The following is a 12,266-nucleotide window of genomic DNA, read 5'->3' on the forward strand; positions in this document are numbered from 1 at the left end:
TCCGGACAAGGCCGGATAGCGCCCTCGGCAGGCCGGGGCGCCCGGGAGTGCGCGGACCGGTCCGCGCGCAGGTCAGCGGGGTGCGGAGGCCGGCAGCAGCCGGGGCACGAGCCGTACGAGGACGACCATGGCGACCACCTCGACCAGGGTCTGCGTGACCACCGCCACGGCCGCGGGGGCGGCGAGGGCACCGGGCAGGGCGAGGGCGAGCGGGAGGACGACCAGGGAGTTGCGGGTGGCGCCGGTGAAGAGCACGGCGCGGCCGTCGGGGGCGTCCAGCCGGAAGGCGCGGGCGAGGGCGGGCCCCGCGCCGGCCATGGCGGCGGCGAAGAGCACGTAGACGGGGACCACGCGGGCCACCTCGGCGAGGTGGCCGCCGAGCCGCGGGGCCTGGGAGGCGACCACGGTGAACAGCGTGGCGGCCATCAGCGGGACCATGGCCGAGGTGGCCGTGGCGGCGGCCCGGCGGCCGGCCGGGCGGCGGGCGGCCCAGCCCTGGGTGAGCCAGGCCAGGGCGAGCGGGAGGGCGATCAGCAGGGCGAAGGCCTCCAGGAACGGCCCGGCGGCCACCACCCCGCCCGCCTCCGGGCCCGTGAACAGCCACAGCAGCGGGGGCAGGAGCAGCATCTGCCCGATCAGCAGCACCGGGGTCGCGGCCAGCAGCCGCCGGCTGCTGCCGCCCGCCAGCCCGGTGAAGACGATCACGTAGTCCACGCAGGGGGCGAGGAGCACCAGGAGGGCGCCGGTGCGCACGGCCTGGTCCTGGGGCAGGGGCCCGTCCGGGAGCAGCGGCAGCAGGGCGGCGACCACGGCCGGCACCACGGCGAAGTTCACGGCGAGGACGGCCCCGAGGAACCGGCCGGCCCGCAGCGCGTGCAGCAGCTCCCCGGCCGGGACCTGGAGGAAGGTGACGTACAGCAGGGCCGCGAGCACGGGGTTGACCGCGTGCTCCAGGACGGGCCCGGCGGCCGGGAGGCCCGCCCCGGCCGCCGCGCCCGCGGCGATGGCCCCCAGGTAGACGGCGACCTGGTGGCGCTCCAGCCAGGGCACGGCGCCCGGGGCAAAGTCCTGGTGCCGGTCCGGGTCCTGGTGCTCTGCCACTGGTGTCGCTCCGTGCGGTGCCGTCTCGCGGCCCGGTGCGGACCGCCGTACTCCGCACCGACCCTACGCGGCCGGGATCAGAAGAGGTGCCCGTAGTAGGTGGTGATGTTCGGCAGCGCGGCGAGGTCCTGGCGGCGGTTGCCGTGGTGGGTGAGGAGGTAGGTGATCCGCTGCTCCAGATCGTCCTTCCGCCCCGGGTGGAAGCCCGCGGCCCTGAGGATCTGGCAGAACTGCGCGATGTGCAGGAAGTGCGGGTGGACCCCGGCCCGGGGGCCCAGGGTGGCGACCGTGTCGGCCCGCCAGCTCGCCGGGAGCTGTTTCGGCTTGCAGTCGCCCACGCCGCCCTTGAGCCAGGCGCTGCCCGCCGTGTGGACGGCGTGGACGTTCTGGCCGAGGCTGGCAGTGGCTCCGCCGGGGACGGCCACGGTGCCCGGGGTGAGGAGGGTCGCCGTCAGCGACTGGACCCAGCCCGCCGTGCAGTACGACGCCCCCCACACGACGGACGGGAAGGCGCTGCTCTTCGCGAGGGCGGTGACGAGTCCGGTCGGGGTGCTCAGGTCCCCTCCGTACGAGAACTGCCAGGTCGCGACGCCCTGGGCGGCGAAGGCCGTGTACCCGCCGTTCTGGGGGTCGGCCACGAGGGTGTGGATGCCCTGGAGCGTGGTGTCCTTGCCGCCCTGCTGGAGCCAGCGCTTGACGGGGTGCTGGGCGTGGGAGACGTACAGCAGCCCGCCGGGGCCGACGCGCAGCCGCTCGCGGACGCCTTCGACGGTTCCGAAGACCGAACCGCCCTTGTACCGCAGGACCCCGTCGCCGTTCCACAGGTGCTGCGGGTTGAAGCGGTCCCGCGGCTCGCCGAGGGCGAGGGAGTTGAGGCAGGCCTGCGCCCCGGCGGCCAGCGAGGGCGAGGCGAGGGACGGCAGGGGCTGCTGGGCCGCGGTGAAGTCCGGCTTGGCGGGGTCGAGCTGCGGGAAGGCCTCGTGCAGGACCTCGTCGAGGCCGTTGCGCTCGTCCTCCAGGTCCAGCAGGAACCGCTGGAAGTGGTCGCACGCCGCCATGGCGCGCAGCTCGGTGGTGATCTTCGCGGTGTCGGGGGCCTCCCCGCCGAACCAGCGCAGGAGGTGGGGGTACGGGGTGGGCGGGGCCTGCGTGCTCATGGAGTTCCCTTCGGTCGGGGCGCGGCTGGGCGGCGTGGATCCGCAGCAGGCGGACTACGGGACCGTGTGGGGGGCGGAGCAGGGCGGGACAGTCGGTCACGCTACCGGGCGCGGCCGGGTCCGGGGGGCGGATCGGTCGGAACGGTCCGTCCGCGGGAGCAGGTACGCGAAAGGGCCGTGTCCGGAAGACTCCGGACACGGCCCTTCGCCACCGTGCGCCCCGCCGGTCACACCAGTTCGGGCTCCTTCTCGCTGCGCTGGCCGGGCAGCCGCGGCGCCGGTCCGGCGTCGGCGGGGGTGCGGTCCCAGCGGCGGGTGAGGCGTACGTACCCGTAGACCACGGAGGCGGTCGCCAGCAGCACCAGCGGGCCGAAGACCCACGGGTGGGAGGCCATCTCGGTGGACAGGTAGCGGGTGGCCGCGAGGACGGCGAGGAAGACGGCGGCGCCCCAGGCGACCAGCCGGATGCCGTCCCGGTCCCCGGCCCGGTCGAGGGTGCGCAGGGCCACCTCGATGGTGAGGGTGAAGACCACGCCGGTGACGATGTCGATGCCGTAGTGGTAGCCGAAGCCGAGCGTGGCGCCGAGGGTGGTGACCATCCAGAACACGCCGAGGAACTTGAGGGCCCGGGGGCCCTTCACGGCGTGGATGAGGATCGCGGTCGCCCAGGCGGTGTGCAGGCTGGGCATGCAGTTGCGCGGGGTGAACTCGTCGAAGGGGATCGGCTGCGGGGACGGGATCGAGGGCACGGTGTGCGGCCAGAGGTCGGCCACCGCCCACTGCCCGCCGTCGGCCCCGTAGGCGAAGATCGGGCCCACGACCGGGTAGACCATGTAGACCGCCGGGCCGACCAGGCCGATCACGAGGAACGTGCGCACCAGGTGGTGGACCGGGAAGGCGCGCTCGGCGGCCACGTGGCGCAGCTGGTAGAGGGCGACGGCGACCGCGGCCACCGCGAGCTGGATGTAGACCCACTCGAGGAGGTGGAAGCCTACGGTTCCGGTGGCCTCGACGATCCGGCCGACGACCCAGGAGGGGTTGCCGAGGGCGTTGTCGGCGGCGGCCACGTACGGGTCGAGCACCTGGGGGCGGGTCTTGGAGGTGATCAGCAGCCAGGTGTAGCCGGTCTTGCGGCCGGCCACCAGCAGCAGGGCCAGCCCCACCCCCTTGAGCAGCAGCATCCGTTCGCGGCCGGTGCGGCGGGTCAGGGCCACGACGGCGACGCCGAGGGTGACCAGCAGCGCGCCGTTGCCGAACATCATCTCGGCGCCGACGGCCCAGCGGACCAGCCAGAAGACCAGGTCGATGCCGACGGCAGCGCCGAGGGCGATGAACCGCTCGCGCCAGGTGAGCACCACCATCATCAGGGCCATGCTCGCGTAGAGCACCGTGCCGGACTGGGGTGCGAAGACCACTTCGCGGGCCTGCACGGTGAGCGGGCCGGGCTGCCCGTACCGCCGCGCGGCGATCTCCAGCGCCACGAAGAACCCGAGGGCCACCACGGCCACCGCGGTCCAGAGGACCACCCTGGTCCGCTTCGCCGCGGCCGTGCTCTTGTCGTCGCGCTCGCCGCTCTCGCCGTCTATTCGCGGAGCGTCGCGCGGTGCCTTGGATATCAATGCTTCAGCCGATGGTTGATTCGAAGATGATCACAATGAACCCGGACATGATATCGGGGGCGGCCCGGGAGGGGCCCGCGTCTGCCGGGGCCCTGTCCGGAAAACGACCGAGGGGCCGTTTCAGATGCTTCTGAAACGACCCCTCGGACCACGACTCTCACAAGTCGGGACGACAGGATTTGAACCTGCGACCCCTTGACCCCCAGTCAAGTGCGCTACCAAGCTGCGCCACGTCCCGATGCCTCACTGACCTGGGGTTTCCCCCGGACCGGCGGTGCAGGAAGAACATTACCCCACGGAGCGGGGTGCCCGGGCACCGGTGATCGTTCCCGTCCCGGAACGGGTCCCGCGGGGGCGGCGGTGCGGGGTGGATGATGGGGGCGTGGACGAGATCACGGGGACGGGCCGGGGGCCGGCCGCCGGGCGGGACCGGGACGGGGACGGGCGGGCGCGCAGCGCGCGGCCGCGGGACGGGCTGGGGCGGCCGCTGCCGTACGGGCAGCCGGGGGTGGCCCGGCAGCCCGAGGGGGTGGTGCGCAGTCCGCGCGCGACGCTGCGCGAGGCGCAGCGGCTGCTGGACGCGGGGATGCCCTTCCATGCGCACGAGGTGTTCGAGGACGCCTGGAAGTCCCGGCCGGCGGCGGAGGCCCCGCTGTGGCGGGGGCTGGCGCAGCTGGCCGTGGGGCTCACGCACGCGGCGCGGGGCAATGCGGTGGGCGGGGCGCGGCTGCTGCTGCGCGGGGCCGCGGGGCTGGAGGCGTACGCGGGCGGCCCGGCGCACGGTACGGACCCCGTCCTGCTGGCCGGGTGGGCGCGGGAGCTGGCGGGGCGGGTCCCGGCCGCTGCGGATCCGGTGGACGCAGCGGCCGAGGCTCCTGATCTGGGGCGTGCCTTCCGGAGTTAGGCCGTCCCCTCGGAGTTGGGCCGCCCCTTCCGGGGCCGGGCCGTCCGGTCCGGGGCCGGGCCGTCTCCCCTGGGGTCAGGCCGGGGTTTCGGCGGGCTCCAGCAGGTCCCAGCGGTTTCCGTAGAGGTCCTCGAAGACGGCGACGGTGCCGTACGGCTCGTGGCGGGGCTCCTCCAGGAAGCGGACGCCGGCGCGGGTCATGCGGGTGTGGTCCGTGGCGAAGTCGCGGGTGTAGAGGAAGAAGCCGACGCGGCCGCCGGTCTGGTCGCCGATCCGGGCGCGCTGGGCTTCGTCCTTGGCGCGGGCGAGCAGCAGGCCCGTCTCCGCGGCGCCCGGGGGCCGGACGACCACCCAGCGGGAGCCGTCGGGGCGCGGGGCGTCCTCGGCGAGGTCGAACCCGAGGGCGCGGGTGTAGAAGTCGATGGCCTCGTCGTAGTCGGTGACGACGAGGGCGGTCAGGGCGATATGCGAGGGCATGGGCCCATTGTGGCGGTACCCGGTCCGGGGTGCGGCGGCGGGCCCGCCGGGATCCGGACGGGGCGGCCCGGCGGTCCGGGACCTGGCGGCGGGGGGCCGGGCGGGATGGGGCAGACTCGGCCGGGTGAGAAAGTTCTATGTCATCGGCATCGGTGCGGGCGACCCCGAGCACCTGACCCTCCAGGCGATCAGGGCGATCCGGGCCACGGACGCCTTCCTCATCCTGGAGAAGGGCGAGGAGAAGGCCGGTCTGACCGGTCTGCGGCGGGACATGCTGGCGGAGCACGGGCGGCCGGGGCACCGGCTGGTCGAGGGCCGGGACCCGGACCGGGACCGCACCCCCGCCGCGTACGCGCCGACCGTGGACGGCTGGCGCAGTGCGCGGGCCGAGATCTTCGAGCGGTTCATCGCGGAGGACCTCGCCGAGGACGGCACCGGTGCCTTCCTGGTGTGGGGGGACCCCTCCCTGTACGACTCGACGCTCGCGATCCTGGAGGAGGTGACCGCGCGCGGCCGGGTGCCCTTCGCGTACGAGGTCGTCCCGGGCATCAGCAGCGTGTCGACCCTGCTGGCCCGGCACCGGACCACGCTGAACCGGGTGGGGCGGCCCGTGCAGATCACCACCGGGCGGCGGCTCGCGGAGGGCTGGCCCGGGGACGCGGACGACGTGGTGGTGATGCTGGACGCGCGGCACGCCTTCACCCGGTACCTCGACCAGGACCTCTACATCTACTGGGGCGCGTACGTGGGCACCCCCGACGAGATCCTGGTGCAGGGGCCGCTCTCGGAGGTCTCGGAGGAGATCGAGCGGGTCCGGACCGAGGCGCGGGAGCGCAAGGGCTGGATCATGGACACGTACCTGCTGCGGCGGCGCTGAGGCGGCTGCCGCGCCCTCCGGGTCCGGAGGGTGCGGCAGCCCCGGCGGCAGCGGCCGGCGTCAGCGGCCGGCGAGGATCTTGGCGAGGCCCGTCGCGAGGTGCTCGTACTCCCCGGGGCTGTTGTAGACCTGCCCGCAGATCCGCACGGCGCCGCCGCCCGGCCACCCGAAGCTGTTGATGCGGGTCCGCAGCCGGTCGAAGACCTCGATGCGCAGGGCGCGGGCCGCGTCCTGGTCCTCGGCGACCCCGGCGGGCAGCCGCAGGGTGCGCATGGCGACCCCCTCGCTGTACGGGAGCGGGACCAGTCCGGCGGTCTCGGCGAGGAGGGCGCTGCCGTAGGCGGCGAGGGACTCGTTGTGGGCGCGCACCCGGTCGGCGCCGAGCCCGGCGAGGAAGTCGAGTCCCTCGGGGGCGGCGAGCCAGTTGGTGTAGTCGGCGGTGGCGCGGTTCTCCACGGAGCGCGGGAAGCCGTGGTGGTCCTCCCAGGAGGGGACCAGGGGGCGGATCTTCGCGCGGTGCTGCGGGGCGACGGCGAGGACGGCGCTGCCGGAGGGGGCGAAGCCCCACTTGTGGAGGTTGCCGAACCAGAAGTCGGCGCCGCCGGCGAGCGGGTCGGGGAGCATCCCGAGGGCGTGCGCCCCGTCGACGACGGTGGTGACGCCGCGGTCGGCGAGGGCGGCCAGCAGCCGGGGGCCGGCGACGATGCGGGCGGTGGGCGAGGTGATGTGGTCGAGTACGGCGACCCTGGTGCGCGGGGTGACCCCGGCGAGCACGGCCTCGCAGACGGCGTCCTCGTCCGGCAGCTGCGGGTCGAGGACGACGGTCCGCAGGGGGGCGTAGCGGGCGGCGGCGGAGCTGACGGTGCCGTAGCCGTGGTCGGTCACGAGGATCTCTTCGCCGGGGGCGAGGTCCAGGGAGCCGAGGACGGTGTTGGCGCCCTCGGTGGCGTTGGAGACGAACGCGATGCCCGCGGGGTCGGCGCCGAGGTGGGCGGCGACGCGGCCGCGGGCCTCCTCGATGCGGTCGGGGGCGGTCAGGAAGAACTCGTCGGGGTCGGCGTACAGGCCTGCGCGCAGCCGGTCCTGGACCTCGCGGACGGGTATGGGGACGGCGCCGAAGGAGCCGTGGTTGAGGTGGCGGACGCCGGGGTCGAGCCGGAACAGTTCCGGCCCGCCGGGGAAGGCTGCGGGCGGCGTGGGGCCGGGGGTTGCTGCGGGCACGGGGTCTCCTGCCGGTTGCGGGGCGTGGTCTGCCGCAGACGATCATGCCCCGGCGCGGGCCCCGCGGGAAGGGCGGGCCGGGTCCGGGGACTGCCCCCGGACCCGGCCCGCCGTCACTGCCCGGCGTACGGGCTACTTCCGGCCGCTGGTGGCCGCGTAGTACTGGAGGTCCTGCACGCGGACGGCGTGCGAGGCCGGGTAGCGCAGGGAGACGGCCGCGGTCTGGCGGGCGCCGCGGACCACGGTGGCGGAGCTGGTGCCCGCGCGCAGCGGGTAGAGCCTGGCGTGCAGTCCGGCGGGGGCGTCGTGGGTGGCCCGGGCCGTGCCGACGGCCGTGCGGACGGTGGCGGGGGCGGTCAGGAAGCTGAGCACCTCGACCCGGTCGCGGGCGGCGGCGGAGCCGCGGCGCAGGGCCATGACGAGGGACTGGCCGCCGGTGGGGGCGGTGGCGGCGAACTGGACGCGGCCGCTGAGGTACACGGTGTCCCGGACGATCCTGGGCCAGCTGCCGGTCTTGAAGCGGGTGAGGTAGTACGAGGTCAGGTCGAGGTAGGCGTACCCGTTGTGCAGGGAGGGGGCGAACTGGCTGCCCTCGGAGTAGTCGTTCCAGGTGGTGAGCTGGACCCAGTCGGCGCCGTCGGCGATGGCGCGCTTCCAGGTGGCGCGCAGGGTGGCGGTGTTGCCCGCCTCGTCGTAGATGCCCTGGTTGGGGCGGGCGTCCTGCACGGAGACGGGCTGCATCCACTTCTTGCCGAGGGCGTGGGCGCGGCGGACGTCCTTGGTGACGCTCTCCTGGCCGACGTAGCTGCGGCTGCCCCATTCGGAGAACCCGTAGCTGATCGGGGTGAAGGCGTCGTGGTGGGCGCCGAAGTCGAGGAAGAGGGGCACGAAGGCGGTGCGGATGCCGTGCCGCTGCGCCAGCTGGCCGATGACCTGGGACCACCAGGCCGGTTTCTTGGCCTCGGCCTTGAAGGGGGAGACGACCAGGCGGCCGTCGGGGAGCCGGTGGGCGGCCGGTGAAGCGGCCAGCTTGGCAAGGGAGTCGGCGAGGGTGGCCGGATCGGTGTTCAGGGAGGTCATGTCCGGCATCAGCATGATCTTGAAGCCGGGGTCCACGGCGCGGGCCGCGGCCAGCAGCATGGTCGAGCGCTCCCAGTTCTTCCCCGAGAGGGAGAGCAGGTCGAGCGTGAACCCGTCGAGTCCCGCGGCGCGGGCGGTGCGGACCTCCTGCTTGAGGTTGGCGAGCTCCCAGTTGCCCGCCCTGGGGGCGGCCACGGGCAGCGGGCGGTCGCGCAGGAGGCCGCCGTAGCGCTGGTGCTTGCCGTTCTCCCCCGCGGGGTTGAGGTAGTTGCGGGAGTAGTAGTCGCGCGCCGTGGGGGCGTTGTCCAGGGAGAGCGGGTACGGGGTGAAGTAGTGCGCGAAGACGAGGCGCTTGCTCGCGCGGAGGGTGGCCGCGGCGGGCATGTCGAAGGGCAGGGTGCCGGCGGGGCGGGCGGTCTCCTCCGGGGGCGGCCCGCCGGGGTCGGGCGTGGCGCCGGGCCGGGCGGGGGTGCTCGGGGCGGGCCTGGCGGGTACGGGCTTGGGGGTGGCCCGGCCGCCGGAGCGGGGCGGGGGCTGCTGCGGGGTGGCCCAGGCCTCGCCTATCTCCGGTGCGGCCAGGCCGCGTTCGGCGCCCGCGGAGAAGGGGTTCCAGACCGTTCCGACGGCGGTGCACAGTCCTGCGAGGAGGAGGGCCGAGACCAGGAAGGCGGGCAGCGGCCGTCTGGCGCGCGAACCCCTGCGGCGGTGCGGCCGGGGCCTGGTCCGTCGTTTGACCGGATCGGCGGTCATCGTTCCTCCCGGGGGTGCTGTGAATATGCCTGCGTCGCCGGCATGTGCAGCAGTAGAGCGGATGCGCGCCGCCCGGACAACCGTTCTCCTGCGGGCCGGGCTTCGGCACGTACGTCACACGGACCACGGGGACTACGTCGGCCCCGGGGGTCGCGCGCCGGCCCGGCGGTGCCGGGACGGGCGCGTGATCAGCAGTTTACGGGCGGCGGGCGCGCAGGTATCCGGGGTGTCTACTGCCTTAGTGCGGTGGCCAGTTGGGCGCGGGAGCGGACGTCGAGCTTCTGGTAGATCCGGGTCAGTCTGGCCTCCACGGTCTTCACGCTGAGGAAGAGCTTGTCGGCGGCCTCCTGGTTGCTGGCGCCCTGGCTGACGAGGAGGGCGAGCTTGGCCTCGGCCTCGGTGAGGGCGGCCGTGCCGGCCCCCTGGGCGGCGCCGGGGCCGGCCGGGGTCTCGCGGGCCAGCTCCTCCCAGGGCCGGGCGCCGGCCTGCGCGAAGAGGTCGGAGGCGGACTGCAGGGCGGCGCGGGCGGGGGCGCGGCGCCGGCGCCTGCGCTCGACCCGGGACAGGGCGAGGAGGGTGCGGCCGCGCTCCAGGGGCAGTTCGAGGGCGGCGAAGCGGCCGGCGGTGTCCTCCAGCAGGGCGACGGCGGCGGCCGGGTCCCCGCAGGCGGACAGCCACAGGCCGCGGGCCCGGTCGAGGGCGGCGACCACGGGGGTGCGGCCCAGTTCCACGGCCACGGCCCGCACGTCCTCGATGAGCCGGGCGGCCTCGTCGGGGGCGTCGGCGGCCACGAGGGCCTCGGCGAGTTCGCCGTGCCAGCGCAGGATGGAGGGGTCGACGACCTGCTGGGCGGCTTCGAGGTCGGCCACGCGGCGCAGGGTGGCGACGGCCTTGGCGGTCTCCCCCAGGGCGAGTTCGACGAGTCCGAGTGCGTACAGGCTGCGGGAGAGGAAGACCTGGTCGCGCTCCTCCTCGGAGGCCTGGATCCCGCGCCGGGCGTAGGCGGCGGCGCGCGGGAAGCTGCCGCAGGTGGCCTCGGCCATGGCGGCGACGTACCAGGCGGGGCCGGGCGACAGGCCCGCCTGGATGGTCAGTTCGAGGGCGCGGCGGGCGTGTCCGGCGCCGGCGGCGCACCGGCCGCGGCGCAGCTCCACCTCGGTGAGGCTGCGCAGGACCTCGAAGACGTCCTCTGCGGAGCCGGAGCGCTCCACGGCGGGCAGCAGGGCGAGCAGCCGGGTGCGGGCGTCGGTGAGGCGGTCGTCGAAGAGGGCGTGGCGCACGGCGAGGTACTGCGGGGCGTTGCGCATGACGAGGGGGACCTCGGGGGCGGGCAGGGCGAGGGCCTCGGCGAGGATGTCCTCCGCCCCCGGGTCCCCGAGGATCCGGCCCATGCGGGCCCGTACGGTCAGGGCCATGGCCTCGGCGACGGTGTCCCCGCCGACGGCCGCGAGCGCCCCGGCCTCCGCAGCGGCGGCGCAGGAGCGGACGGGGTCCCCGTCGCTCAGGTTGAGCTTCCAGGACACCCGCAGCTGTACGGCGGCCAGCAGGGAGGGGTCGCCGGCGGCGTCGGCCATGGCGTGGGCGAAGGTCTCGTCGAGGTCGGCGAGGGCCTGCCCGGCGGCGTCGATGACGGCGAGGCGGGCGCGGACCCGGTCGGCGGGCGCGGCGTCGCGGGCCAGGACGGCGCGGGTGGCGCGGCGGGCCAGGTCGGCGCGGCCCGCGCAGCCGGCGTCCTCGGCGGCGCCGACGAGCCGGGCGAGCTCGTCGGCGGCCCGGTCCACGGGGGTGCGCTCGGCGGCGAGGAGGCCCAGCTCGGCGGCGAGGGCGCGGTTGCCGCGGCGGCGGCAGGCGGCCGCGGCGCGGGCGACCTCGTCGGCGAGGGCGGCGTCCGGGGCGTCGACGGCCAGGGCGCGGTGGCGGACGGCCTCCACGGGGTCGTCCGCGGCCGCGGCGAGGGCGGCGTGCCCGGCGGCCCGCTCGGGCCAGCCGGCGTCCGCGGCGAGGGCGGTGGGCAGGGCGCCGGCGGTGAACTCGACCCGGCCGTCCTCCCCCACGGTGACCAGCCCGGCGGCTTCTGCGAGGGCGAGTTCCGCTTCCGCTTCGGGGCGGCCGGCCCGGCGCAGGAGGGCGGTGGTGGGGCGGGCGGCGAGGGCGGCGAGCAGCAGGGTGGGGTGGGTGGCGGCGGGGGCTGCGGCGAGCAGCCTGCGGGCCACCTCGCGGGCCTGTCCGCCGACGGGCAGGGTGTCGGCGTGGTGGACCCCCTCGCGGGTCTCGGCGAGGGTGCGGCCGAGGGCGAGGGCGAGGCGGGGGTTGCCGCCGCTGGCCTGGTGGATGCGGCCGGCCAGGCGGGCCGGCAGTCCGTGGCGTACGAGCAGCTCGGCGACCTCGTCGGCGCCCAGCGGGGGGACCCGCAGGGCGGGGGTGGCGGGTCCGCAGAGGGACTCGGCGACCGGGGTGCCGCCCTGGACGCACTCGGCCGCGAGGACCCGGACCCGCGGCGGGGTCAGGCGCAGGGCGAAGCGCAGCAGGTCGGTGGTCTCCAGGTCGAGCCACTGGGCGTTGTCGACGACGATCAGGACCGGGTCGGCGGCGGCGAGGGTGCGCAGGACGGCGACCACCGCCAGGCGCAGGGCGACGTGGTCGCGCCCGCCCGCCCTCGGTGCTTCCGTTTCGCGCCGCAGCAGGGCGATGGCGGTCCGCTGGGGCCCGGCGAGGCGGTCGAGGGCCTCGGCGGGCACGGAGGCCATCAGGGCCGCCGCCGAGGCCTCCGGTATCCAGCGGTCCGCGGCCTCGGGGGCCAGTCTGAGCACCCGTTCGCCGCGGGCGGCGGCAGCGGCTGCCACCGCCGCGGCGACGGCGGTCTTGCCGGCTCCGGCCGGCCCGGTGAGGATCGCGCGGCCGTGCGTGGTCAGCGCATGCCCGACGGCCTCGATGAGGTCGCTTCTTCCGACGCTCGTGTCAGCGTTCCCCGTCGCCGCCACGCACAGCCACCAGCCTCTCCGGTTCCCTGTGCCGTTCCTGTGAGCGCTGAGGATACGAGGTCGGCCGCCGGGCGGGTCCGGATTGTGACGCAGAAATCA

General features: G+C 75.6%; 9 protein-coding genes and 1 tRNA gene. 2 read left to right on the forward strand and 8 right to left on the reverse strand.

The window, feature by feature from the left end; all coding sequences use genetic code 11:
• Positions 1 to 72: 72 nt before the first annotated feature.
• From ACZ7JZ_RS12795 to ACZ7JZ_RS12810, 4 genes are all read right to left on the reverse strand, one after another.
• Entirely contained in the window at positions 73 to 1,101 is a 1,029-nt protein-coding gene (locus ACZ7JZ_RS12795; protein ID WP_470937102.1) for a bile acid:sodium symporter, read from the reverse strand.
• 77 nt (positions 1,102 to 1,178) lie between these two features.
• Positions 1,179 to 2,258, reverse strand: a complete 1,080-nt coding sequence (locus ACZ7JZ_RS12800) for a hypothetical protein (protein ID WP_470937105.1) — start codon at positions 2,256 to 2,258, stop codon at positions 1,179 to 1,181.
• A 227-nt stretch (positions 2,259 to 2,485) separates the two neighbouring features.
• Entirely contained in the window at positions 2,486 to 3,784 is a 1,299-nt protein-coding gene (locus ACZ7JZ_RS12805) for a DUF5933 domain-containing protein (protein WP_470937454.1), read from the reverse strand.
• Between the two features lie 257 nt (positions 3,785 to 4,041).
• Positions 4,042 to 4,115, reverse strand: a tRNA-Pro gene (locus ACZ7JZ_RS12810).
• A gap of 144 nt (positions 4,116 to 4,259) precedes the next feature.
• Here ACZ7JZ_RS12810 and ACZ7JZ_RS12815 point away from each other — a divergent pair.
• Entirely contained in the window at positions 4,260 to 4,781 is a 522-nt protein-coding gene (locus ACZ7JZ_RS12815) for a DUF309 domain-containing protein (RefSeq protein WP_470937107.1), read from the forward strand.
• Positions 4,782 to 4,856: 75 nt separating this feature from the next.
• Here the strand turns inward: ACZ7JZ_RS12815 and ACZ7JZ_RS12820 are convergent, their stop codons facing one another.
• Positions 4,857 to 5,258: a VOC family protein gene (locus ACZ7JZ_RS12820; RefSeq protein WP_470937109.1), complete on the reverse strand. Its 402-nt coding sequence runs from the start codon at positions 5,256 to 5,258 to the stop codon at positions 4,857 to 4,859.
• A 124-nt stretch (positions 5,259 to 5,382) separates the two neighbouring features.
• Here ACZ7JZ_RS12820 and cobF point away from each other — a divergent pair, with 124 nt between their 5' ends.
• Positions 5,383 to 6,135: a precorrin-6A synthase (deacetylating) gene (gene cobF, locus ACZ7JZ_RS12825; RefSeq protein WP_470937111.1), complete on the forward strand. Its 753-nt coding sequence runs from the start codon at positions 5,383 to 5,385 to the stop codon at positions 6,133 to 6,135.
• Between the two features lie 60 nt (positions 6,136 to 6,195).
• Here cobF and ACZ7JZ_RS12830 read toward each other — a convergent pair whose 3' ends face one another.
• The 3 genes from ACZ7JZ_RS12830 to ACZ7JZ_RS12840 form a co-directional block, all read right to left on the reverse strand.
• Positions 6,196 to 7,356, reverse strand: coding sequence for an aminotransferase class V-fold PLP-dependent enzyme (locus tag ACZ7JZ_RS12830; RefSeq protein WP_470937113.1), 1,161 nt, complete (start codon positions 7,354 to 7,356; stop codon positions 6,196 to 6,198).
• A gap of 132 nt (positions 7,357 to 7,488) precedes the next feature.
• Entirely contained in the window at positions 7,489 to 9,186 is a 1,698-nt protein-coding gene (locus ACZ7JZ_RS12835; protein WP_470937115.1) for a glycoside hydrolase family 71 protein, read from the reverse strand.
• Positions 9,187 to 9,416: 230 nt separating this feature from the next.
• Positions 9,417 to 12,167, reverse strand: coding sequence for a helix-turn-helix transcriptional regulator (locus ACZ7JZ_RS12840; RefSeq protein WP_470937118.1), 2,751 nt, complete (start codon positions 12,165 to 12,167; stop codon positions 9,417 to 9,419).
• Positions 12,168 to 12,266 lie beyond the last annotated feature (99 nt).

Source organism: Streptomyces sp. NPDC038213, from assembly GCF_055600495.1.